Genomic DNA, 22020 nt, shown 5'->3' with positions numbered 1-22020 from the left:
GGGGCGGCTCCGGTCGGGGTCGGGTCAGTGGTCGAGGGGGTGGTCGATCTCATCCTTCGCCATGCGCGCGACGACGTAGGCGAGCGCGCCGAGGATGAGCGGGATCACACCTGCCGCGATGAAGATCGCCTCGATCGGCACGACCTCGGCGAGCGGTCCGGCAAGCGCCATCGACAGCGGCATGAGGGCGAGCGACACGAAGAAGTCGAGGCTCGAGATGCGTCCGAGCATGTGACGCGGCACGCGGCGCTGCAGGAGCGTGCCCCAGATCACGTTGCCGTAGCTGAAGCCGAAGCCCACCACGAACAGGCACAGCGCCATCAGCCAGTACTGGTGGGTGACGCCGACGATCGCGAAGGGCAGCGTGCTGACGCCCCACACGCCCATCATCACGCTGAGATAGCGGCGGGGCAGCTTCATGGACGAGACCACGATCGAGCCGAGCACGCCGCCGATGCCGTAGATCGCGAGGAGGAACCCGAACAAGCGCGGATCCTCGCCGACGCGCTCGCGGGTGACGAAGGGCAGCAGCACCTCTTCGGGGCCGACGAACACGAGCACCCACCCGGTCGCGAACAGGAGCGTCCACAGCAGCCACGGCGTGCGGACGGTGAAGCCCACGGCCTCGCGAAGGTCGTGGAGCACGCCGCGCACGCCCTCGGGCGCCTCGTGCTGCTCCCCCGGCGCGGCGAGCGGCTCCGGCCGCACGAACAGCAGCAGCACGAACGCGAGCGCGTGCGCGGCGACGACCCCCCAGGCGGCATGCGCGGGCGCGAGCACCGCGGCGACGATGACACCCGCTGCCGCCGGGCCCGCGGCCTGCTGGAGGGCGGGCCGGATCGCGCCCTCGAGCCCGTTGGCCGCGAGCAGCTGCGCGGGCGGAAGGATGCGCGGGAGGATCGCGCTGTACGCCGGGAAGAAGAATCCCGCGCCGGCGCCCATCACGAACGCGACGACCGCGAGGTGCGGGATCGTCACGGCGCCGAACACGCCCGCGACGGCGACCGACGTGATCGCGAGCAGGTTCACGAGCTCCACGAGGCGCAGCAGGAGCCGTCGCGGCACACGGTCGGCGGCGATGCCGCCCGGGATCGCGCACGCCAGCAGGCCGACCGCGTTCGCCGCCGCCACGGCCGAGAGCTCGACGGGTCCGCCGCCCGCCCCGATGACGGTGTACACCATGACGACGGCCCACATGCCGGCGCCGAAGATCGACAGCACGACCGCGCCGAACAGCATCCGGAAGTCGCGGTGGCCGAGCGGCCGCACGAACCGCCACGGGTCGCGGCTCGACCTCGGCACCTCACCGGGAGCGGACCTCGGCTCCGGCTCGCGCGCGGAGTCGGGCGTCGGTCCCGGCACCGGGACCGGACCGGTGAGGGGGCCGGTGGGTCCGCTCATGACCTCGCGACGCGGCGGTACGACAGATCGCGGATGTCGCGTCCCACACGCGCGCCCTTGCGCTCGAAGGCGGTCAGCACGCGGCCGTCGAAGCGCGGCGCCCACTCCCCCTCGAAGGTCGCCTCGAAGTCCGGCGCCGACGACATGACCTCGCGCATCTGCAGCGCGTAGTCCTCCCAGTCGGTCGCGAGCCGCAGCATCCCACCGTCCTTCAACGCCCTGGCGGCGATCGCACCGAAGCCCTCGGCGACGAGGCGCCGCTTGGTGTGCTTCTTCTTGTGCCACGGGTCGGGGAAGAACACCCACAGCTCATCGACGGATGCTGCGGGCAGCAGATGCTGCAGCACCTCCGGCGCGTTCGCCTCGACGAGGCGCAGGTTGCGCGCGCCCGCCCGGTCGGCGTCGAGCATGGTGCGCGCGAGCCCGGCACGGAAGACCTCGATCGCCAGGAAGTCCGTGTCTGGCCGCGAGGTCGCGGCGTGCACGATCGCGTGCCCTTGTCCGGAGCCGATCTCGACGACGAGCGGCGCGTCGCGCCCCCACACCGCCGCGGGGTCGATCTCGGAGTCGGGGAGGATGCTCGTGGCCGCACGATCGCGCGGCACGTCGATCACGTACCGCGGGGCGAGCTCGCTCCAGGCGCGCTCCTGGGCGTCCGACATCCTGCCGCTGCGCCGGACGAACGACACCGGCTTCTCACGGAAGGTGCGGGGCTCGTGCGCGGGCGTGGCAGGGTTCGTCACCCCTCCAGGCTACCCAGGGCGCCGCTCGATTCCCGCGAGAGTGCAGCTGGTGGACGAGATGCGGGGTGCTTCCCTCCCTCTCGTCCACGAGGTGCACTCTCGCGGACGGAGGACCCTGGCGCGCGGGACGGCGCGAGGTCAGGAGGGAGCGGTCACGAAGTCGATGAGCTCCTCGACGCGGCCGAGGAAGGCGGGCTCGAGGTCGCGGTACGTCTTCACCGAGGCGAGGATGCGCTGCCACGCCCGGGCGATGTCGGCCTGGTCGCGCGCGGGCCAGCCGAGCGCGCGGCACACGCCCACCTTGAACTCGATGCCGCGCGGCACCTCGGGCCAGCGCTCGATGCCGACGGCGCGAGGGGTGACGCACTGCCACACGTCGATCCAGGGGTGCCCGACGATCAGCACGTGCTTTCCGTGGCGGCCGCGCGCGATCGCGTCGGCGATGCGCGACTCCTTGGAGCCGGGCACCAGGTGGTCGACGAGCACGCCGTAGCGGCGCTCGGCCGACGGCGGCTCTTCGTCGAGCGCGGCGTCGAGCAGGTCGATGCCCTGCAGATACTCGACGACGACGCCTTCCTCGCGCAGGTCGTCGCCCCACACCTTCTCTACGAGCTCGGCATCGTGCCGGCCCTCGACGAGGATGCGGCTCGCACGCGCGACGCGCGCGCGGGAGTCGGCGGTCGCGAACGACCCCGACGCCGTGCGCTTCGGGCCGGCCGGCGCCGCGGCCGGTGCCGGCGGGCCGAGCACGACGTCCTTGCCGTCGATGAGGAAGCCGGCACCCAGCGGGAACAGGCGGCGTCGGCCGAGGCGGTCCTCGAGCTCCACCATGCCGCCCGACGCCCCGACGACGGCGCCGCAGAAGCCGTCATCGGCGACCTCGACGACGAGATCACGGGATGCTGCGACCCGCGGCAGCTCGCGCACCCCGTGGCCCTTCCAGCCCGTGGCCAGCACATCGGCGCCGTAGCGATCGTCCATGGTCCTCCTCCGGATCGGCCAGGCTACCCGCCGCACCGCGCCGGACGCGGCAGCGACCCGCTCCCACGCCCGACCACGCGACCGGCGGCGGGCCGCGGCATCCGCTCGGATACGTTCTCGGCGAACACACATGGGGCGTCGGGGCCGTGGGCTATCGTCGTATCCCCGCGGCTGAATAGACTCGCGGGAGGGGGAACCCGAGTCCCAGAGGGGGGATCGATGCGACTGCGATGGGCTGCAGCGCTGGCGTCCGCTGCGGTGGTCGCGGTCACGGCGATCGGCGGCGGGGCGGCGCTCGCGACTCCCCCGGTGACGCTCGGCTCGGGCTACGTCCTGGACGACGCCGATGTGCTGTCCTCGGGGGAGGAATCCGAGGCGCAGAGCCGTCTCGAGCAGCTGAAGGCCGACACCGGACTCGATCTGTGGGTCGTGTACGTCGACCAGTTCACCGAACCGTCGGCCGCCGCGGACTGGGCGAACCAGACCGCCGAGGACAACGGACTGGGGCCGACCCAGTACCTCCTCGCGGTCTCGACCGAGGGCCGCCAGTACTACCTGTCGGCCGACTCGTCGGGGCCGCTGAGCGAGGACCAGGTCGCGTCGATCGAGCAGCAGCAGATCCAGCCCGCCCTCGCGCAGGACGACTGGCTCGGCGCCGTCGACGCCGCGGCCGACGGCATCACCGACGCCGCGGGCGGCGGGAGCGGAACCCCGGGTGCGGATGCCGGCGGCAGCGGCTGGTTCACATGGCTGCTCGTCATCGTCGTCGTCGGCGTCGCCATCGTGCTGCTCGTGATGTTCCTCCGGCGGCGCAGGAAGGGCGCCGTGACACCCGGCTCCGCAGGCCCCGCCGGCCCGCCTCAGCCGAGCATCGAGGACCTCGAGCGGCGCTCCTCGTCGCTGCTCGTCGAGACCGACGACGCCATCAAGACCAGCGCACAGGAGCTCGCCTTCGCGAAGGCGCAGTTCGGGGACGCCGCGACCATCGAGTTCGAGGCGGCCCTCGCCACGGCGAAGCAGAGCCTCGACGAGGCATTCGGTCTGAAGCAGAAGCTCGACGACCACCTCCCCGATTCCGAGCAGGACACGCGTGCCTGGAACGAGCGCATCATCGCGCTGTGCGAGGCGTCCAACGCGCTCCTCGACGAGAAGGCCGCCGCGTTCGACGAGCTGCGCAAGCTCGAGCAGAACGCCCCCGAGGCGCTCGCGCGCGTGCATGACGCGAGGGCGAAGGCCGCCGCATCCCTCGACCAGGCCACGTCCCGGCTGCAGAGCCTGCAGACGGCGTACGCCCCCGAGGCGCTCGCGACCGTCGTCGACAACCCCGAGCAGGCCAGGCAGCGCCTCGCGTTCGCCGACGAGCAGCTCACCGCCGCGCAGGCCGCGATCGGCGCGGGCGACGGCGGCGAGGCCGCGGTCGGCATCCGGGCCGCCGAAGAGGCGGTCGGCCAGGCGACGCTGCTCGAGGACGCCGTCGACAAGCTCGCGACGGATCTCGCCGAGGGCGAGCGAAACGCCGCATCCCTCGTCACCGAGCTGGAGAGCGACATCGCCGTGGCGTCCGCGCTGCCCGACGCCGACGGGCGGATCGCGGGCGTGATCGCATCGACGCGCCAGCAGCTCGACGCCGCCCGCGGGCAGCTCACCGGCACCGCCAAGCGTCCGCTCGCGGCGCTCCAGAGCCTCGAAGCGGCCAACACGCAGATCGACGCGCTCGTGAAGGGCGTTCGCGACGCCGAGGCACAGGCGCAGCGCGCACGTCAGATGGTCGGCCAGGTCATGATGCAGGCGCAGGCCCAGGTGTCGGCCGCCGAGGACTACATCACGGCGCGCCGCGGCGCGGTCGGAGCGCAGGCGCGCACGCGCCTCGCCGAAGCCGGCGCGTCGCTCGCCCGCGCGCAGGCGCTGCAGGCGGGCGACCCGCAGCAGGCGATGCAGCAGGCGCAGCGCGCCGACCAGCTCGCCGGGCAGGCGATCCAGCTCGCTCAGAACGACGTCGGAGCGTTCGACGGCGGCATGGGCGGGATGCTCGGCGGCGGCCAGCAGGGCGGGGGCGGCGGCATGCTCGGCGCAGTGCTCGGCGGCATCGTGCTCAACTCCGTGCTGAGCGGCGGGCGCTCCTCGGGTGGCATGGGCGGCGGCCTCGGCGGCATGCTGGGCGGCGGCGGCGGGCGCTCGTCGGGCGGCATGCGACCCGGTAGCTTCGGAGGCGGCGGCACGCGCGCCCGCCGAGGAGGTGGCCGCTTCTGACCCGAACACGCGGAGCCATCCGCGCGCAGCATGCCGCGGCATCCGTCCCCCAGACCAGACCCACGACTCAGAACTGAAGTCCGACAGGAAGGAAATCCGATGGCGAAGCAGTCCATCTTCGGTCGCATCTCGACCCTCATGAAGGCGAACATCAACGCACTCCTCGACTCGGCCGAGGACCCGCAGAAGATGCTCGACCAGCTCGTGCGCGACTACACGAACTCGATCGCCGACGCCGAGTCGGCCATCGCCGAGACGATCGGCAACCTGCGCCTGCTCGAGCGCGACCACCAGGAGGACGTGCAGGCGGCCGCCGAGTGGGGCAACAAGGCGCTCGCCGCCAGCCGCAAGGCCGACGAGCTGCGTGGGGTCGGCAACACCGCCGACGCCGACAAGTTCGACAACCTCGCCAAGATCGCGCTGCAGCGCCAGATCAGCGAGGAGAACGAGGCGAAGGCGATCGCGCCGACCATCGCGACGCAGAACGAGGTCGTCGACAAGCTCAAAGAGGGCCTCAACGGCATGAAGCAGAAGCTCGAGCAGCTGAAGGCCAAGCGGTCCGAGCTGCTCGCGCGCGCCAAGACCGCCGAGGCCCAGAACAAGGTGCACGACGCCGTCAAGTCGATCGACGTGCTCGACCCGACGAGCGAGCTCGGCCGCTTCGAAGACAAGGTCCGCCGCCAGGAGGCCCTCGCCGCCGGCAAGCAGGAGCTGGCGGCGTCGACGCTCGACGCGCAGTTCAACGCCCTCGAGGACGTCGGCGAGCTGACCGAGGTCGAGGCCCGTCTCGCCGCGCTCAAGTCCGGTGCGCCGGTGCAGGCCGCGATCGAGAACTGAGCCCACCGCTCACGCCGAGGGGCGCCGGATCCGCACGGATCCGGCGCCCCTCGCGTCTGCCTCCAGCGAACGACGGCCGGGACGGATGCCGCCGCCCCCGGTCTGCGCGAAGATGAAGGGATGACGCGCTACCTCGTGGTCCCGCAGTGGCAGGGAAGCCCCTCCTCCCGCGCGATGCAGCTCATCGACGGCGCCCAGGCGATCGCCGGAGACCTCCCCCGGGCGTCCACCACCGTGCTCGATGTGCCGATGGAGGCCGGAGAATCGCTGGGCACCGGCATCCATCGCCTGAGCGCCCTGCAGCGCGTGAACGGGATGGTCGCGCAGGCGCTGGACGCGCACGACGCGGCCGCACCCGACGAGCCGGTGCTCACGATCGGCGGCGACTGCGGCATCGCGCTGGCACCGATCGGGCACGCCGCGCGCCGCTCCCCCGGCCTCGCCGTCGTCTGGATCGACGCGCACCCCGACCTCAACTCCCCGGACTCGTCGCCGTCGGGTGCCTTCGCGGGCATGGTGCTGCGCGCCGTGATCGGCGACGGCGACCCCGGTCTGTCGCTGCCGGCGGGCACGGTGGCAGCCGAGCGGGTCATCGTCGGCGGGGCGCGCTCGTTCGACGACCCCGAGCTCGACGCCGTGTCGGAGCTCGGCATCGCGGCCCTCAGCGTGGAGGCACTGCGCGAGGCCGACGCGCTCGCCGACGCGGTGCTCGCCACCGGCGCGGACGCGGTCTACGTCCACATCGACATCGATGCGCTCGACCCCGCCGAGATCGCCGGCAACGCCCACCCCGAGCCGTTCGGCGTCACCGTGGCCGAGCTGACCGTCGCGGTCGCGCGCCTGCGCGAGCGCGTCCCACTGGTCGGAGCCTCCCTCGCGGGCTACTCCCCCGCCTCGCTCGCCGCGGCCACCGACGACCTGGGCGCGATCCTGCGCGTGATCGGGGCGCTGGCGTGACCCCGATCCCCGCACCGCCCGCCGGGTGGCACGCCGCCGCCGAGCGCGCGGTCATCCGCGGCCGGCGCATCGACGAGGCCATCCCGTCGTTCCTGCTGGACTCGCCGATCAGTCGCGTCGGCTACTGGTACGGCTGCGCGGTCGGCTGGGTGTGGGGCACGCTGTGGAGCACCGGCCCCGTCGAGAAGCGCCACGGCCTGTGGGTGTTCCGCGGCATGCCGCGCTGGACGTTCCCGCGCGGCGGCTCGTGCGTGGGCGGCTGCTTCCTCACCGGCGACGGCCGCATCAGCGACGCCCTGCTGAGGCACGAGGCCGTGCACAAGCGGCAGTGGCAGCGCTACGGGCTGCTCATGCCCGTCCTGTACCTGCTGGCCGGCCGCAACCCGCTGCGCAACCGGTTCGAGATCGAGGCGGGGCTGGCGGACGGCAACTACGTGCCGCGCGGCACGGCGGGTGTCAGCGCGCGGTGGTGAGGCCGTACTGCGCCGGGGTGTGGATCGCGTCCGCGGCGATCCCGAGGCCGACCAGGTGGTCGAGAATGTCAGCCGTGCCGAGGTAGCCGCCCAGCAGGTGGATGCGGGTCTCGTCGTCGTCTGCGCACAGCATCTCGTCGGCCCAGGCGGTGACGGCGCGCGTCAGCGCCTCGCCCGAGGTGCAGCCGCGGCCCGTGCCCGGGGCGCCGGAACGCTGCGAACGGTCGAGCCACGTCACGACCATGCGGCTCGGGGCGGTGACGCCCGCGACCCATGATGCGTCGGGCACCTCGATGAAGACCCGGCCCGTCGAGCAGATCGGCAGCGTCGCGAGCACGGCCTCGAGCTCGGCCAGCGACGACTCGTCGGCCGTGATCAGGTGCTGGACGCGCGTGTGACGCGACGCACGGCACGCCGACGCGTTGTGCGTGACGCTCTGAGGCTTGGTGGTGTGGCTCATGACACCTCCACTATAACCGCTTATGAAGGGTTGCCTAACCTCATTACGGACCGTGAAAAACGGATGCCGCGTCCTTACGCGTCACGCTGGAGCAGCACGCGCCGCAGCTCGGCGATCTCGGCGTCGTCGAGGCCGTGGGCGCGGAGATACTCCTCCGCCGACCCGTAGCGCCGGGCGACGTCGTCGAGCAGGGCGCGCATGACGGGCGCCGGGGACTTGGTGGCGAGATCCTCGAGGTGGACGGCGTCGGGGTGCATCGCGCGCAGCATCTCGACGATCTTGCGATTGCGCCGGGCGGGCAGCAGGCCCTCGGTGCGGGCGTAGTCGGCGATCACGGCGTCCGCGTCGACGCCGGCGCCGGCGAGGGTGAGGGCGATCGTCACGCCGGTGCGGTCCTTGCCCACCGTGCAGTGCACGAGCACCGGCTGGTCGGCGAGGATGCCGCGCACCACCGCGATCACGCCGTCCGACGAGTCGTCGACGAGCCGGCGGTACATCTCGTCGAGGCTGATGTCGTCGCGGAAGAACGACTCGACGGAGCCGAGGAAGAGCGGCACCCGCTGCGTCACCACGTCGAGGCCCGCGATGCGGCTCGGGTCGCGCGCGACCTCGTCGTCAGCCCGCAGATCGATGATGCGGCGAAGCCGGAGATCGGCGAGGGCCCGCGTGCCGGCCTGGTCGAGGCGGGCGAGATTGCCGGAGCGGAAGAGCACGCCGTAGCGCGTCGCCGCGGGACCCGCGCGAAGGCCGCCGACGTCGCGCAGGTTGACAGCACCGGGCACGACGGGGTCGACCGGCGCAGGGTCCGGGGCTCCTCCGGGCGGGCTCGGGGTCAGCGGGTCGCCGGGCGGAGGTTCTGCGATCGTCACCACGCGGCGCCGGCCGCGGCGTCCTTGTCTTCACCGACGAGGTCGTCCCGGGGCGGCGTGCTGTACCGGCCCGCGATGGCGATGCGGTTGAAGGCGTTGATCGACACCAGGATCCAGCTGAGGGCGACGTACTCCTTCTCGCTCAGCACCCCGCCGATGCGGTTGTAGACCTCGTCGGGGATGCCGTCCTCGTGGATGTAGACGTAGGCCTCGGCGAGTTCGAGGCCCGCGCGCTCGCGGTCGGAGAAGACGCCGGACTCGCGCCACACCGGCAGCTGCGCGATGTCGTCCGCCGTGACACCGGCGGCGAGCGCCCGCTCGACATGCACCCGCACGCAGTACGCGCAGCCGTTGCGCTGCGACGCGTGGATCTGCACGAGTTCCTTGAGCCGGTCGTCGATGCCGTTCTCGGCGGCGATGCCGCCCACGGTCTTCGAGAAGGCCGAGAGCGCCTGATAGGCGGGTCGCGCCGCTCGCGAGAGGTGGACGCGGTGTTCTGCCGTCATGACGCCAGACTACCCAGGGCCGGCTGGCGCGGGGCCGGGCGTCGCCGGGGTGGGGCATGATGAGCGGGTGAGCGACCCCATCGACGAGTTCTCGTTCCTCCCAGAGCAGGCCGCGGAGGCCGGAATCGACGCCGACGTGCCGCGCGGCCGGCGCCTGTCGCTGGCGCTCGCCGACGGCCGCACGCTGAGCGCGCTGCGCTATGCGCCCGCAGACACCCCCGAGGCCGCGCCCGTGGTGACGTTCCTCCACGGCGCGGGTCTCAACGCCCACACGTGGGACACCACGATCCTCGCGCTCGGGCTCCCCGCGCTCGCGATCGACCTGCCCGGCCACGGCGACTCGTCGTGGCGCGCTGACGCCGCCTACGTGGGACGCGTGCTCGCCCCCGACGTCGCGGCGGGCATCGACGCCTGGGCCGATGCCCCTCAGCTGCTCGTCGGCCAGTCGCTCGGCGGCCTGACCGCTGCGGCTGTCGCGGCATCCCGCCCGGATCTCGTGCGCGAGCTCATCGTCATCGACATCACGCCGGGCCTCGACCCGAACGCCGGTGCGCGGCAGATCCGCGACTTCTTCGCAGGGCCGGTCGACTGGGCCTCGCGCGACGAGCTCGTCGACCGCGCGCTCGCCTTCGGGCTCGGCGGCGGCACGCGGCGCAAGGCCGAGCGCGGCGTCTTCTTCAACTCGCGCATCCGTCCCGACGGCCGGGTGGAGTGGAAGCACCACTTCGCACGTCTCGCCAACGCGGCATCGGCCGCACCCGCCGCCGCAGCGACCGACGCCCCGCCGCAGGATGCCGTCGCCGCCCCCCTCGGCGAGGCCGGCTGGGAGGATCTGGCCGCGGTCACCGCCCCGACCACGCTCCTGCGCGGCGAGCGCGGCTACGTCACCGAGGCTGACGCCGCGGAGTTCGCACGGCGCGTGCCCGCAGCATCCGTCGCCGTCGTCCCTTCGGGTCACAACGTGCAGGAGGAGATCCCCCTCGAGCTGGGCGCCCGGCTGCGCGCGGCTGCCACCGGCGACTGAGCCCCGCACCCGCCGCGAAGGGAAGCATTAACGCTTCTGTTGCGTTCCGGGTACCGGGTTGCCTCACGGCGTCGCCATGTCCCTAGGCTGATACGCGCACCGGCGACGACCCCCCTTGCCGGGCCGCACCGCACGGGACCCTCCCCCGAAAGGACCTTCATGCTCCGTCGCACCGCCCTCGCCGCAGCGTCGCTGCTGGCCGCCGGTCTGCTCGTCCTCACCGCCTGCAGCGGTGGCGGCGGTGCGGTGCCCACCTCGCCCGGCGAGCCCGACCCCGACGCGTCGGTCGCGATCCGGCTGGTGCTCGAGCCCGGCAACCTCGACATCCGCGAGACCGCGGGTTCGGCGCTGGACCAGATCCTCGTCGACAACATCTACCAGGGCCTCGTCGCCCGCACGCCCGAGCAGGACATCGTCCCCGCGCTCGCGAGCGACTGGACGGTCTCTCCCGACGGCCTGACCTACACCTTCACGCTCCGCGAGGGCGTGACGTTCCACGACGGGCAGGAGCTGACCCCGCAGGACGTCGTGTGGTCGCTCACGACGCGGCGCGACACGACGGCGTGGCGCGATTCGGCCCGGCTGGCCGGCGTCACCTCGATCACCGCGGAGGGTCAGGACATCACGCTGACCCTCAGCCAGCCCGACTCGAGTCTGCTGTGGAACCTCACCGGTCGTGCCGGCATCATCCTCAAGGAGGGTGACACGGTCGACTACAAGACCGCCGCCAACGGCACGGGCCCGTTCGTCCTGAGCCAGTGGCGCCAGGGCGACAGCATCATGTTCGAACGCAACGACACCTACTGGGGCGAGGCTTCCGGCGCCGCCGAGGTCGTTTTCGACTACATCCCCGACAACCAGGCCGCCCTCAACGCGGCGCTCGCGGGCGAGGTCGACGTGCTCACCGGGTTCGACGCGAACCTGAAGGAGCAGGTCGAGCAGAACGGCGACTTCGCCCTCGTGCTCGGACAGTCCACCGACAAGGGCACGCTCGCGTTCAACCAGACCTCCGGGCCGCTGGCCGACAAGCGCGTGCGGCAGGCGATCCGCCAGGCGATCGACCACGACGCCATCATCGAGGCGCTCGCGTCGGGGCAGACCCAGTACGGGCCGATCCCCGAACTCGACCCGGGCTACGAGGACCTGTCGGACGTCGCGCCGCACGATCCGGAGGCCGCGCGGGCGCTGCTGAAAGAGGCCGGCTTCGAGGACGACCTGGAGCTCACCCTCACCATCCCGAGCTTCTACTCCACGACGATCCCGCAGATCCTCGTGTCGGACCTCGACGAGGTGGGCATCACGCTCGACGTGGACTCGGTCGACTTCACCACGTGGCTCACCGACGTCTACACGAACCACGACTACGACCTGAGCTTCGTGCTGCACACCGAGGCGCGCGACTTCGAGAACTGGGCGAACCCCGACTACTACTTCACCTACGACAACCCCGAGGTGCAGGACCTGTACGCCCAGTCGCTGGCCGCCACGGACGAGTCCGAGGCCGCCGATCTGCGCAAGCAGGCGGCCCGCATCGTCGCCGAGGACGCGGGCGCGGACTGGCTCTACAACGGCGCCTCCGTCGTGGCCGTCGGGACTAGCATCACCGGTATGCCCTCGATCAACGTGAACGAGCGCCTGAACATCGCCGAGATCGCCAAGAGCAACGGGTGATCCGGTACACGCTGACCCGATTCGCCCTGCTGCTGCTCGGGCTTCTCGTCGCCAGCGTGCTGATCTTCGTCACGCTCCGGGTGCTGCCGGGTGACATCGCGCACCTCATCGCGGGCGTGGGGTCCACCCCCGAGCAGCAGGACGCGATCCGGCAGCGGCTCGGCCTCGACCGCCCGCTCCCGGAGCAGTACCTCACCTGGATCGGCGGGCTGTTCCGCGGCGACCTCGGCACATCCCTGCTCACGGGCACGAGCGTGGTGGACGAGCTCGCCCAGAAGGCGGAGGTGACCGTCCCGCTCGGCATCCTGTCGCTCCTGATCGCCGTCGTGATCAGCGTGCCGCTCGGCGTGCTGTCGGCCCTGCGTCGCGGTCGCGCCTCCGGCACCGGCCTCAGCGTCGGCGCGCAGACCCTCGCCGCGGTGCCCGTGGTGTGGGCGGGCATGATGCTCGTCGTCGTCTTCGCGGTGTGGCTGGGGTGGCTGCCCGCGCAGGGCTTCCCGCGCTCGGGCTGGAACGATCCATGGGCGGCGCTGCGCTCGCTCATCCTCCCCGCCCTCACGATCGGCATCGTCGAGGGCGCCATGCTGCTGCGGTTCGTGCGCAGCGCGACTCTGCAGGCCGTCGGACAGGACTTCGTGCGCACCGCGGCCGCGAAGGGACTCACCCGCGATCAGGCGCTCATCCGCCACGGTCTGCCCGTCGTCGGGCTGTCGGTGATCACGGTGCTCGGCCTGCAGGTCGCGGGCATCATCGTCGGCGCGGTCGTCATCGAGCAGCTGTTCTCCCTCCCCGGCATCGGACGCATGCTCGTCGCCGACGTCGCCGCACGCGACCTGCCGAAGGTGCAGGGGGAGCTCCTCGCCCTCACGGGCTTCGTGCTCATCGTGGGGTTCGTCGTCGATCTCGTGCACCGCGTGATCGACCCCCGTCAGCGGGAGGCGTCGTGAGCGAGGATCGAGTGCCGGCGACGGATGCCGCGCCCCCCGCCCCGTCCGCATCGCGGCGTCCGTCGCGCTGGGCGTGGCTCGGCCGACTGTGGGCGCTGTCGACGGGGCGGTTCGGCCTCATCGTCGTCGCTGTCGTCGGCCTGACGGCGCTCGTCGCACGGTTCTGGACGCCGTTCGACCCGCAGAAGGTCGACATCGCGAACCGGTGGGCTCTCCCGGGCTGGCCTCACCTGCTCGGCACCGACGGCTCGGGCCGCGACATCCTGAGCCTCCTCATGGCCGGCGCCCGCACCACGGTCTTCGTCGCGATCGGCGCCGGCATCGTGGCGACGGTGATCGGCATCTCGCTCGCCGCACTCGGCGCGCTCACGGCCCGGTGGGTCCGCGAGTCGGTCGCGGTGTTCGTCGACATCCTCATCGCGTTCCCGGTGCTGATCATCGCGATGATGATCTCGGCGGTGTGGGGCGGGTCGCTGTGGGTCGTGATCTGGGCCGTCGGCATCGGCTTCGGCGTCAACATCGCCCGTGTCACGCGGCCGGAGCTGCGTCGCGTGCTGCACAGCGACTTCGTGCTCGCCGGACGCGCCTCCGGCCTCACGCCGGCGCAGAATCTGTGGCGGCACCTGCTCCCCAACGTGGCGCCGGTGTTCATCGTGCAGCTCTCGTGGGGCATGGCGGTCGCCGTGCTGGCCGAGGCGGGCCTTTCGTACCTCGGCTTCGGCGCACCCGTGACCGAGCCGTCGTGGGGCCTGCTCCTCGCGCAGCTGCAGCAGTTCATCGGCGTGCACCCGCTGTCGGTGGTGTGGCCGGGTCTGGCCATCACGATCACCGTGCTGGGCCTCAATCTGCTCGGCGACGGACTGCGCGAGGCGACAGACCCGACCCTCTCGCGGAGTCCGTTCGCAACCCGCCGGGCTCGACTGCACATCCCGGAGGTCGTCTCGTGAGTCTCGAGGTGCAGGACCTCACGGTCGAGATCGACGGCCGCCGGGTCGTCGACGGCATCTCGTTCTCCGTGCCCGACGGCGCGCGCGTCGGCATCATCGGCGAGTCGGGCTCGGGCAAGTCGCTGACGGCCCTCGCGATCCTCGGCCTCCTCCCCGACCGCGCGAGCTCCTCGGGCAGCGTGCGATGGAACGGCCGCGAGATCCTGGGGCTTCCCGACGGCGAGCTCGCCGAGCTCCGCGGCGACGAGATCGGCATCGTCTTCCAGGAGCCGCGCACCGCGCTCAACCCCATCCGCACCGTCGGCCGCCAGATCGCCGAGTCGATCCGCATCCACGAGGGGCCGTCGAAACGGGATGCTGCCGCCCGCGCGGTCGCCGAGGCCTCCCGTGTCGCGCTGCCCGATCCCGAGCGCATCGTGGGGCGCTACCCGCATCAGCTGTCGGGCGGCCAGCGCCAGCGGGTCGCGATCGCGATGGCGCTCGCCTGCCGGCCACGGCTGCTCATCGCCGACGAGCCGACGACGGCCCTCGACGTGACGATCCAGGCCGAGATCCTCGAGCTGCTGTTGTCGCTGGCGCGCGACGACGGCATGTCGCTCGTCTTCATCACGCACGATCTGGCGGTGCTGTCGCAGATCGCGTCGCACGGAGTGGTCCTCGAGCACGGGCGGGTGGTCGAGGCGGGTCCGGTGTCGCAGCTGCTCTCGGCGCCGACCTCCGTCGTCACGCGGGAACTGCTGCGCGATGCGACCGCGACGCTGTGGCGGCCCGAGGGTCGCTCCGACGCGTCCGGGCCGTGGGGCGAAGCCTCGGAAGGAGGCGCACCGTGACCGTGCTCATCCGCGGGCGCGGGCTCACGCGTCGCTACCCGGCCCCCAAGACGCGCCTGTTCGAGAAGCGTGCGTTCACGACGGGACTCGAGGATGCCGACATCGACGTGCGCGAGGGCTCGGCGGTCGGCCTGATCGGCGAGTCGGGGTCGGGCAAGTCGACGCTCGTGCGCCTGCTGCTCGCGCTCGACACTCCCTCGGAGGGCACGCTGGAGTTCGACGGGCGACCCGTCGACGCGACCGCCTCGGCCCGGTCGCTGCACTGGCTGCGACGGCAGACGGGGATCGTGTTCCAGGATCCCTACGCGTCGCTCGACCCGCGCATGAGCGTCGGCCGCATCGTCGGTGAGCCGTTGTGGGCGCTCGGCATCGACGGTGACCGTCGCGCGCGCGTCCGAGAGGTGCTCGAGGACGTCGGGCTCGAGGCCGACATGGCCGACCGTTTCCCGCACGAGTTCTCGGGCGGTCAGCGCCAGCGCATCGCGCTCGCGCGCGCGATCGTGCACCGGCCGCGGCTGCTCGTCGGCGACGAGCCGCTGTCGGCCCTCGACGTCACGGTGCGCGCGCAGATCCTCGAGCTGCTCGGCGACCTTCGCGCTCGCGACGGGCTGACTCTGCTGCTCGTGTCGCACGACATCGGCGTCGTGCAGAACCTGTGCGACGAGGTCGTCGTCATGAAGGACGGCCGCATCGTCGAGGAGGGGCCCACCGAGAAGGTGCTGTTGCAGCCCCAGGTCGCGTACACGCGGCGGCTGCTGGCCTCCATCCCCGTGATTGACGCCGGCTCGTCCTGACCGCCCGCGTCAGTGGCCGCCGATAGGTTCGAAGCATGAGCATGAGCCCCGGAATCGTCCCGCCGTACCTGCTCGCCCGCATCGCCGCCGTGCAGGAGGAGACCTGGGCTCGCGCGGCCGACGCCGCGCACCGCACGCTCGCCGCACCGCGGGACTACCGCCCGGTGCGTTCGCGCCTTCGCCTGTCGATCCAGGAGCCCGGCACCCTCGTCGCCGAGGCGACGCCGGCGCCCGATCGCGAGATCTCCGACGCGCAGCACCGACAGGTGCTGCCGGGTGTCCGGGTGCGCGGAGAGGACGACCCCGCCACCGGTGACCCCGCCGTCGACGACGCGTTCGAGGGGCTCGGCGCGACGTTCGACTTCTGGTGGGACGCGTACGCGCGCGACAGCATCGACGGGTCGGGCAGCTCGCTGCTCGCGACGGTGCACTACGGCCGGGACTACGACAACGCGTTCTGGAACGGCGAGCGCATGGTATTCGGCGACGGCGACGACGAGGTGTTCCGCGGCTTCACCCAGTCGCTCAGCGTCATCGCGCACGAGCTCGCCCACGGCGTGATCGAAGACGAGGGGGGCCTTGTCTACCGCGGGCAGTCGGGGGCGCTGAACGAGTCCATCGCCGACATCTTCGGCGCCCTCGCCGAGCAGCACCGGGACGGGCAGACGGCCGACGAGGCGACGTGGCTCATCGGCGAGGGGATCTTCACCGAGGCGGTGCAGGGCACGGCGCTGCGGTCCCTCGCCGCGCCGGGCACCGCGTACGACGACGACGTGCTCGGCAAGGACCCGCAGCCGGCGCACATGCGCGACTTCGTGCGCACGCGTGACGACAACGGCGGCGTGCACATCAACTCGGGCATCCCGAATCACGCCTTCTATCTCACGGCGAAGGCGCTCGGCGGCCATGCCTGGGAGCGCGCCGGGCTCATCTGGTACCGCGCCCTCACGTCGGGCACGCTGCCGTCGACGGCGGACTTCACGACGTTCGCGCGAGCCACCCTCGCCGCCGCGGCGGCGGAGTACGGTGAGGAGTCGGAGGAGGTCGACGCCGTCCGCGCCGGGTGGACGGGCGTCGGCGTGATCCCGGATGACCGAGAAGCCGAGTCCTGACCCGACCGCCCCGCCGCCCGCCGTGGAGGTCGATGTGGCGCGCACCGGCGGCATCGCGGGCATCACGCGGCGGTGGAGCGCGCAGCCGCCCGCGGCCGAGGCATCCGAGTGGATCTCCCTCATCGACCGGTGCCCGTGGAGCGATATCGTCACCACCTCCAGCGAGGACGCCGACGACGAGCCGGAGCGATCCGCCGCGCCCCCGCGCCCGGCGCTGCGGCGCGCGGATCCGGTGCCCGACGGGTTCGTGTGGTTCATCCGCGCGACGTGGTCGGGGACGGATACGCGCGAGGCCGAGCTGCCCGATGACGAGGTCGTCGGCGCGTGGCGCGAGCTCATCGACGCGGTGCGCGACTGGAGCCGGCAGAGCTCCGGCCCGGGCCGCCCGGAACGCTGAGGTTCAGCGCGCGAAGATGCCCTTCTTCTTCGCCGGCTTCAGCGCCTTCTGCATGTAGATCGTGCCGAGCCAGCGGCCGAACTTGAAGCCGACGCGGCCCATGCGGCCGACCTCGACGAAGCCGAGCTTCTCGTGGAGCGCCACCGAGCCCTCGGCTCCCTTGTCGCTGATCACCGCCACCATCTGACGGATCCCCGCGGCCTCGCAGGCTTCGATGAGGGCTTCGAGCAGCGCACGCCCGAGCCCCTTGCCCGTGGCGGCCTGCCCCAGGTAGATCGAGTTCTCGACCGAGAACCGGTACGCCGACTTGCTCGACATCGGCTGGACGAGGGCGTACCCGAGGATCTGGCCCGACGGGGACTCCGCCACGAGGAAGGGCAGGCCCTGCTTCGCGAGGCCGTCACGCTTCTTGCGCCACTGGGCGATCGTCCAGACGTCCTCGTCGAAGGTGACGACGGAGTTCGTGACGTAGTAGTTGTAGATCTCGCGGATGTCGGGGATGTCGCGGTCCTCGACGGGCCGGATCGTGAACGAGAAGGGGCGCTCGGGCTCAGGCTGCCGTTGCAGGTGCCGCGGCAGCTTGCGCCGGTCCTTCTCGTATTCCTCTTCGAGCATGAGCTCCTCCTCCAGGTCTGCGGTCGCCTGGCGCCCTACGCGGGCAGCCGCCAGTCGACGGGGTCGGCGCCCTGCCGCGCGAGCAGCTCGTTGGCTCGCGAGAACGGTCGCGAGCCGAAGAAGCCGCGACTCGCCGACAGCGGTGACGGGTGCGGCGATTCGACGATCGGCGTGGCGCCCAAGAGCGGTCTCAGGTTCGCAGCATCCCTGCCCCAGAGGATCGCCACGAGCGGCCGGTCGCGCGCGACGAGCGTGCGGATCGCATGCTCGGTCACCTTCTCCCATCCCCATCCGCGATGGGATGCCGGCGCCCCCGGCGCGACCGTCAGCACGCGGTTCAGGAGCATGACGCCCTGATCGCTCCACGCCGACAGGTCGCCGTGCGGGGCGCGGGGGATGCCGAGGTCGGACTCGAGCTCCTGGTAGATGTTGCCGAGGCTCCGCGGCAGCGGCCGCACGTGCGCGTCGACAGCGAACGAGAGTCCGATCGGGTGCCCCGGCGTGGGGTACGGGTCCTGCCCGACGATGAGCACCTTGACCTCGGCGAGCGGGCGCTGGAAGGCGCGCAGCACGCGATCGCCCGCCGGGAGGTAGTGGCGCCCGGCGGCGACCTCCGCGCGGAGCCGCTCGCCCAGCGCCGCGATATCCGGGCCGACGGGCGCGAGCGCCGTCGACCATCCGGCGTCGACGAGTCCGGCGTCGGCGAGCTCGGGCAGGGTCATCGCCATGTCACGCACGCTTCGCCGTGGTCGTCATGACGAGTTCGAGCCCGCCCTCGACGGTGGTGGAGGTGAAGGCGACGGTCACCGCCGCGAGCTCGTGCAGCGACGCCACGTGCGTGCCGCCGCACGGGATCCGGGCCTCCCCACCCGGGAGCTCGCACACCCACGAGCGGCGGTCGGCGAGCGTGTCGCCGTCGCGCTCGATGCGCACGGCGCCGCCCGCGGCGATCCACTCGGCGAGCTGCGCGTCCACTCGGGCCGCGAGGGCATCGAGGTCGTCGAGCGTGTCGGGGTCGAACCCCTTGCGCCGGAGCGACTTGCCGATCCGGTATGCGTCGCGGGAGGCGTCGGGCAGGATGCGCGACTCCTGGATCGCGAGGGCGTCGAAGGCGGGCGCACCGAGCGCGTCGGTCGGCGCGTCCTTGCGCCACGCGTCGGCGAGTGCCGCGTCGAGCGCGAGCGACGCCAGGTGGCACGCGGTGTGCCCCGCCGAGAGTGCGGTGCGGTAGGCGGCATCCACCGTCACGTCGACCGTGTCGCCGGCCGCAACCAGGGCGCCGTTCTCGACGAGGTGCGCGACGACGAAGGTCCATCCCTCCGTTCCCGTGCGCACCGGGACGTCGGGGCCGAGGAGCAATCCGTCGCCCTGGGTCGCGCCGACGACCGCGTCGACCAGGACCAGTTCGACGTCACCGACCCGCAGCGTGCCGCGGTCGGCGGGCTGGTCCGGCCACGCGGTGTCGACAGGGTGGAAGGCGGTCTCGTCGAGCACCACGGCCGTCCGTCCATCGCCGGCGTCGGCGACGTGGAGCACAGTGCCGCGGGAGGAGACCGCGCCGGCCGGATAGGTGACGACGGTGCCGTCGGTGAGGGTCACAGCTCCTCCGTGCCGCGGGGACGCAGCGGTCCTCGGGCGAGCAGATGCTGCGCCGACTGGGCGACGGGCCGCATCGTGACGAGGTCGAGGTTGACGTGGCCCGGTGCGTTGAGCGCGTACGCGATGACGTCGGCCACGTCGTCGGCGGTGAGCGGGTTCGCGACGCCGTCGTACACGCGCTCCGCGGCGGCGCTGTCGCCGCCCAGGCGGTTGAGGGTGAACTCCGGCGTGTGCACCATGCCCGGGGCGATCTCGACGACGCGGATCGGCTCGCCGTTCAGCTCGAGCCGCAGCGCGTGCGCGATCATCGCCTCGCCCGCCTTCGCCGCGTTGTAGCCGGCACCGCCCGCATACGCGGTCTGCGCCGCGGTGGAGGTCACGAAGAGGGTGTCGGCGTGGCCGTCGGATGCCGCGGCCCGGCGCAGCTGCGGCAGCAGCGCCGCGACGAGCCGCTGCGCCGAGAGCACGTTGACGTCGAACATCCACTGCCAGTCCTCGACGCGGCCGTCTTCGACGCGATCGGTGCCGCGCGCGCCCCCGGCGATGTGCACGAGGGCATGGACCGGCCCCGAGTCGGCCAGGAACGAAGTGAGCGCCTCGACGTCGGCGTCGGAGGTCAGGTCGGCCGCGAACGCGACGGCGCCCGTCTCGGCCTCCAGCGCCGCGAGCCGGTCGGCGCGCCGCGCGACCCCGACCACGTCCCAGCCGGTGGCGCGCAGCGCGCGCACCGCCGCCTCGCCGATCCCCGAGCTCGCGCCGGTCACCACTGCACGTCTGTTCGCCATGACGACAACGCTACCCACGTCGCGCCTCACCGCCCTCCCCGAGGGTGGATTCCCCGCCCGACCGCGTTACGTCACATTTCCCCCACGTTGTTGACAAGACCGGGTTCTCCGTACTCTCGAACCCGGCTGGGGGGCACGCTCCCGGCATCCGATCCCGCAGGAGCAGGCCATGTCCGCACCCGAGAACTGGCGTTTCGAGACCAAGCAGATCCACTCGGGGGCTCAGCCCGACCCGGTGACCAAGGCTCGCGCCACGCCGATCTACCAGACCACGTCCTACGTCTTCGACAACGCGGACCACGCGGCCAACCTCTTCGCCCTGGCCGAGTTCGGCAACATCTACACGCGCATCCAGAACCCGACCCAGGCGGTCGTCGAGGAGCGCCTCGCCGCGCTCGAGGGGGGCACGGGCGCCCTGCTGCTCGCGAGCGGCCAGGCCGCGGCGACGTTCGCGGTCCTCAACATCGCCGAGGCCGGCGACCACATCGTGTCGTCGAGCTCCATCTACGGCGGCACGTACAACCTCTTCAAGTACACGCTCGCCAAGCTCGGCATCGAGACGACGTTCGTCGAGAACCAGGACGACCTGGAGGAGTGGCGCCGCGCGGTCCGCCCGAACACGAAGCTGTTCTTCGCGGAGACCATCGGCAACCCGAAGATCAACGTCCTCGACATCCGCGGCGTCGCCGACGTCGCGCACGAGAACGGCGTTCCGCTCATCGTCGACAACACGATCGCGACCCCGTACCTCATCAAGCCGTTCGAGCACGGCGCCGACATCGTCGTGCACTCCGCCACCAAGTTCCTCGGCGGCCACGGCACCACCATCGGCGGCGTGATCGTCGACGGCGGCACGTTCGAGTGGTCGAAGAACGTCGACAAGTTCCCGGGCCTCACCGTTCCGGACCCGTCGTACCACGGCGCCTCGTACACCGCGGCGGTCGGCGACGGTCTGGCGTACATCATCAAGGCGCGCGTGCAGCTGCTGCGCGACCTCGGATCGGCGATCTCGCCGAACAGCGCGTGGCTGCTGATCCAGGGCATCGAGACGCTGTCGCTGCGCGTCGAGCGCCACGTGCAGAACGCGCAGGAGATCGCCGAGTGGCTCGAGAACCACTCCGACGTCGCCTCGGTGAACTACTCGGGTCTGCCGACCTCGCCGTGGTACGCCGCGGCGAACAACTACGCCCCGAAGGGCGTCGGCGCCGTGCTGTCCTTCGAGCTCAAGGGCGGCGTCGAGGCGGGCCGCGAATTCGTCAACTCGCTGACGCTCTTCAGCCACCTCGCCAACATCGGCGACGTGCGCTCGCTCGTCATCCACCCCGCATCGACCACGCACTCGCAGCTCACGCCCGAGCAGCAGCTCACGACCGGCGTCACGCCGGGCCTGGTGCGCCTCTCGGTGGGCCTCGAGAACATCGACGACCTCAAGGCCGACCTCGAGCAGGCGCTCGCGGCGGCCCGCCGGGTGTCGGAGGCCGCTCGCGCCTGATCCCCCTCCTCGGGACACGGACGCCGCGTGCCCGCGCAGTGCGCGGGCACGCGGCATCCGTCATTCCTGCTTCACTCCTGCGGGGTGTCGGGCTCGCCGGCCGCGAAGTCGGCCGCAAGTTCCTCGGCGCTGAGGTGCGCGCCCGGGACCGGACGCGGCAGCGTCGGCACGGCGTCGTCGGTGTGCCACGGCTCACCCGCGCCCTCGGAGCCATCCGCCTCGTCGAAGAGCACGTCGGTGTCGTGGTCGAGATCGTGCTCCTGCGGCGGAACCTGCGCAGGGGGCTCGTGGGCGGGCATGAAGGGCTCAGCGCTGGACATGCGCGCATTC

The 22020-nt window shown here is 72.1% G+C and carries 24 protein-coding genes; 13 read left to right on the top strand and 11 right to left on the bottom strand.

All coding sequences use genetic code 11. The annotated features are described in order from the left end of the window. Positions 1-24: 24 nt before the first annotated feature. The 3 genes from ACFQ7C_RS13890 to ACFQ7C_RS13880 form a co-directional block, all read right to left on the bottom strand. Positions 25-1239: an MFS transporter gene (locus ACFQ7C_RS13890; protein WP_378902452.1), complete on the bottom strand. Its 1215-nt coding sequence runs from the start codon at positions 1237-1239 to the stop codon at positions 25-27. Between the two features lie 158 nt (positions 1240-1397). Further along, positions 1398-2063, bottom strand: coding sequence for a tRNA (guanosine(46)-N7)-methyltransferase TrmB (gene trmB, locus ACFQ7C_RS13885; protein WP_378902449.1), 666 nt, complete (start codon positions 2061-2063; stop codon positions 1398-1400). 219 nt (positions 2064-2282) lie between these two features. Further along, the gene (locus tag ACFQ7C_RS13880) at positions 2283-3125 is read right to left on the bottom strand and encodes a DUF3097 family protein (protein ID WP_378902067.1); all 843 of its coding nucleotides are present in this window, start codon (positions 3123-3125) and stop codon (positions 2283-2285) included. A gap of 219 nt (positions 3126-3344) precedes the next feature. Between ACFQ7C_RS13880 and ACFQ7C_RS13875 the strand changes: the two genes are divergently transcribed. From ACFQ7C_RS13875 to ACFQ7C_RS13860, 4 genes are all read left to right on the top strand, one after another. Then, on the top strand, positions 3345-5375 hold the full coding sequence (locus ACFQ7C_RS13875) for a TPM domain-containing protein (protein WP_378902064.1): 2031 nt from the start codon (positions 3345-3347) through the stop codon (positions 5373-5375). Between the two features lie 99 nt (positions 5376-5474). Continuing rightward, a complete protein-coding gene (locus tag ACFQ7C_RS13870; RefSeq protein WP_378902061.1) occupies positions 5475-6212 on the top strand; it encodes a PspA/IM30 family protein in 738 nt (245 codons plus the stop codon). Between the two features lie 120 nt (positions 6213-6332). Further along, complete coding sequence (locus ACFQ7C_RS13865; RefSeq protein WP_378902058.1) at positions 6333-7169, top strand: arginase family protein; 837 nt, start codon at positions 6333-6335, stop codon at positions 7167-7169. Continuing rightward, complete coding sequence (locus ACFQ7C_RS13860) at positions 7166-7642, top strand: Fe-S oxidoreductase (RefSeq protein WP_378902055.1); 477 nt, start codon at positions 7166-7168, stop codon at positions 7640-7642. The genes ACFQ7C_RS13865 and ACFQ7C_RS13860 overlap by 4 nt, the downstream gene beginning before the upstream one ends. Here ACFQ7C_RS13860 and ACFQ7C_RS13855 read toward each other — a convergent pair. From ACFQ7C_RS13855 to ACFQ7C_RS13845, 3 genes are all read right to left on the bottom strand, one after another. Continuing rightward, entirely contained in the window at positions 7626-8102 is a 477-nt protein-coding gene (locus ACFQ7C_RS13855; RefSeq protein ID WP_378902052.1) for an SIP domain-containing protein, read from the bottom strand. The genes ACFQ7C_RS13860 and ACFQ7C_RS13855 overlap by 17 nt on opposite strands. Positions 8103-8176: 74 nt before the next feature. Continuing rightward, positions 8177-8938, bottom strand: coding sequence for a tyrosine-protein phosphatase (locus tag ACFQ7C_RS13850; protein ID WP_378902446.1), 762 nt, complete (start codon positions 8936-8938; stop codon positions 8177-8179). 29 nt (positions 8939-8967) lie between these two features. Continuing rightward, positions 8968-9477, bottom strand: coding sequence for a carboxymuconolactone decarboxylase family protein (locus ACFQ7C_RS13845; RefSeq protein WP_378902049.1), 510 nt, complete (start codon positions 9475-9477; stop codon positions 8968-8970). Between the two features lie 67 nt (positions 9478-9544). Between ACFQ7C_RS13845 and ACFQ7C_RS13840 the strand changes: the two genes are divergently transcribed. From ACFQ7C_RS13840 to ACFQ7C_RS13805, 8 genes are all read left to right on the top strand, one after another. Beyond that, positions 9545-10501 (top strand): alpha/beta fold hydrolase, encoded by a 957-nt coding sequence (locus tag ACFQ7C_RS13840; RefSeq protein WP_378902046.1) that lies wholly within the window; start codon positions 9545-9547, stop codon positions 10499-10501. A 159-nt stretch (positions 10502-10660) separates the two neighbouring features. Further along, positions 10661-12172: an ABC transporter substrate-binding protein gene (locus ACFQ7C_RS13835; RefSeq protein WP_378902043.1), complete on the top strand. Its 1512-nt coding sequence runs from the start codon at positions 10661-10663 to the stop codon at positions 12170-12172. Further along, on the top strand, positions 12169-13119 hold the full coding sequence (locus ACFQ7C_RS13830) for an ABC transporter permease (RefSeq protein ID WP_378902040.1): 951 nt from the start codon (positions 12169-12171) through the stop codon (positions 13117-13119). Before ACFQ7C_RS13835 ends, ACFQ7C_RS13830 begins: the two co-directional genes overlap by 4 nt. Positions 13120-13205: 86 nt before the next feature. After that, positions 13206-14066: an ABC transporter permease gene (locus tag ACFQ7C_RS13825; RefSeq protein ID WP_378902443.1), complete on the top strand. Its 861-nt coding sequence runs from the start codon at positions 13206-13208 to the stop codon at positions 14064-14066. Then, positions 14063-14896 (top strand): ATP-binding cassette domain-containing protein, encoded by an 834-nt coding sequence (locus ACFQ7C_RS13820; RefSeq protein ID WP_378902037.1) that lies wholly within the window; start codon positions 14063-14065, stop codon positions 14894-14896. The genes ACFQ7C_RS13825 and ACFQ7C_RS13820 overlap by 4 nt, the downstream gene beginning before the upstream one ends. Beyond that, positions 14893-15690, top strand: coding sequence for an ABC transporter ATP-binding protein (locus ACFQ7C_RS13815; RefSeq protein ID WP_378902034.1), 798 nt, complete (start codon positions 14893-14895; stop codon positions 15688-15690). The genes ACFQ7C_RS13820 and ACFQ7C_RS13815 overlap by 4 nt, the downstream gene beginning before the upstream one ends. Positions 15691-15731: 41 nt before the next feature. After that, a complete protein-coding gene (locus ACFQ7C_RS13810; RefSeq protein WP_378902440.1) occupies positions 15732-16802 on the top strand; it encodes a M4 family metallopeptidase in 1071 nt (356 codons plus the stop codon). Next, positions 16780-17199: a hypothetical protein gene (locus ACFQ7C_RS13805; protein ID WP_378902031.1), complete on the top strand. Its 420-nt coding sequence runs from the start codon at positions 16780-16782 to the stop codon at positions 17197-17199. The genes ACFQ7C_RS13810 and ACFQ7C_RS13805 overlap by 23 nt, the downstream gene beginning before the upstream one ends. A gap of 3 nt (positions 17200-17202) precedes the next feature. Here ACFQ7C_RS13805 and ACFQ7C_RS13800 read toward each other — a convergent pair whose 3' ends face one another. Genes ACFQ7C_RS13800 through ACFQ7C_RS13785 form a run of 4 tightly spaced genes read right to left on the bottom strand, consistent with a single transcriptional unit; the run spans position 17203 to position 20198 of the window. Then, complete coding sequence (locus ACFQ7C_RS13800) at positions 17203-17814, bottom strand: GNAT family N-acetyltransferase (protein WP_378902028.1); 612 nt, start codon at positions 17812-17814, stop codon at positions 17203-17205. A gap of 35 nt (positions 17815-17849) precedes the next feature. After that, entirely contained in the window at positions 17850-18542 is a 693-nt protein-coding gene (locus ACFQ7C_RS13795; protein WP_378902025.1) for a uracil-DNA glycosylase, read from the bottom strand. A 1-nt stretch (position 18543) separates the two neighbouring features. Continuing rightward, entirely contained in the window at positions 18544-19413 is an 870-nt protein-coding gene (locus tag ACFQ7C_RS13790) for a metal-dependent hydrolase (protein WP_378902022.1), read from the bottom strand. Next, a complete protein-coding gene (locus ACFQ7C_RS13785; RefSeq protein WP_378902019.1) occupies positions 19410-20198 on the bottom strand; it encodes an SDR family oxidoreductase in 789 nt (262 codons plus the stop codon). The genes ACFQ7C_RS13790 and ACFQ7C_RS13785 overlap by 4 nt, the downstream gene beginning before the upstream one ends. 169 nt (positions 20199-20367) lie before the next feature. On the opposite strand from ACFQ7C_RS13785, the gene ACFQ7C_RS13780 reads away from it, so the two are divergent. Beyond that, positions 20368-21690, top strand: coding sequence for a bifunctional o-acetylhomoserine/o-acetylserine sulfhydrylase (locus ACFQ7C_RS13780; protein ID WP_378902016.1), 1323 nt, complete (start codon positions 20368-20370; stop codon positions 21688-21690). 71 nt (positions 21691-21761) lie between these two features. On the opposite strand, the gene ACFQ7C_RS13775 is transcribed toward ACFQ7C_RS13780, so the two are convergent. Next, a complete protein-coding gene (locus ACFQ7C_RS13775; protein ID WP_378902013.1) occupies positions 21762-22010 on the bottom strand; it encodes a hypothetical protein in 249 nt (82 codons plus the stop codon). Between the last annotated feature and the right edge of the window lie 10 nt (positions 22011-22020).

Source organism: Microbacterium sp. NPDC056569 (assembly GCF_042793475.1).
Classification (GTDB): Bacteria; Actinomycetota; Actinomycetes; order Actinomycetales; family Microbacteriaceae; genus Microbacterium.
Note: the sequence above shows the minus strand (reverse complement) of the source record. Positions and strands in the feature narration are given on the sequence as shown.

Excerpts from the sequence above, each read along its gene's own strand:
- ACFQ7C_RS13890 (WP_378902452.1), bottom strand. The coding sequence starts at position 1,239 with ATGCTGTTCGGCGCGGTCGTGCTGTCGATCTTCGGCGCCGGCATGTGG.
- trmB (WP_378902449.1), bottom strand. The coding sequence starts at position 2,063 with ATGTCGGACGCCCAGGAGCGCGCCTGGAGCGAGCTCGCCCCGCGGTAC.
- ACFQ7C_RS13880 (WP_378902067.1), bottom strand. The coding sequence starts at position 3,125 with ATGGACGATCGCTACGGCGCCGATGTGCTGGCCACGGGCTGGAAGGGC.
- ACFQ7C_RS13875 (WP_378902064.1), top strand. The coding sequence starts at position 3,345 with ATGCGACTGCGATGGGCTGCAGCGCTGGCGTCCGCTGCGGTGGTCGCG.
- ACFQ7C_RS13870 (WP_378902061.1), top strand. The coding sequence starts at position 5,475 with ATGGCGAAGCAGTCCATCTTCGGTCGCATCTCGACCCTCATGAAGGCG.
- ACFQ7C_RS13865 (WP_378902058.1), top strand. The coding sequence starts at position 6,333 with ATGACGCGCTACCTCGTGGTCCCGCAGTGGCAGGGAAGCCCCTCCTCC.
- ACFQ7C_RS13855 (WP_378902052.1), bottom strand. The coding sequence starts at position 8,102 with ATGAGCCACACCACCAAGCCTCAGAGCGTCACGCACAACGCGTCGGCG.
- ACFQ7C_RS13845 (WP_378902049.1), bottom strand. The coding sequence starts at position 9,477 with ATGACGGCAGAACACCGCGTCCACCTCTCGCGAGCGGCGCGACCCGCC.
- ACFQ7C_RS13835 (WP_378902043.1), top strand. The coding sequence starts at position 10,661 with ATGCTCCGTCGCACCGCCCTCGCCGCAGCGTCGCTGCTGGCCGCCGGT.
- ACFQ7C_RS13810 (WP_378902440.1), top strand. The coding sequence starts at position 15,732 with ATGAGCCCCGGAATCGTCCCGCCGTACCTGCTCGCCCGCATCGCCGCC.
- ACFQ7C_RS13805 (WP_378902031.1), top strand. The coding sequence starts at position 16,780 with ATGACCGAGAAGCCGAGTCCTGACCCGACCGCCCCGCCGCCCGCCGTG.
- ACFQ7C_RS13800 (WP_378902028.1), bottom strand. The coding sequence starts at position 17,814 with ATGCTCGAAGAGGAATACGAGAAGGACCGGCGCAAGCTGCCGCGGCAC.
- ACFQ7C_RS13795 (WP_378902025.1), bottom strand. The coding sequence starts at position 18,542 with ATGGCGATGACCCTGCCCGAGCTCGCCGACGCCGGACTCGTCGACGCC.
- ACFQ7C_RS13785 (WP_378902019.1), bottom strand. The coding sequence starts at position 20,198 with ATGGCGAACAGACGTGCAGTGGTGACCGGCGCGAGCTCGGGGATCGGC.
- ACFQ7C_RS13780 (WP_378902016.1), top strand. The coding sequence starts at position 20,368 with ATGTCCGCACCCGAGAACTGGCGTTTCGAGACCAAGCAGATCCACTCG.
- ACFQ7C_RS13775 (WP_378902013.1), bottom strand. The coding sequence starts at position 22,010 with ATGTCCAGCGCTGAGCCCTTCATGCCCGCCCACGAGCCCCCTGCGCAG.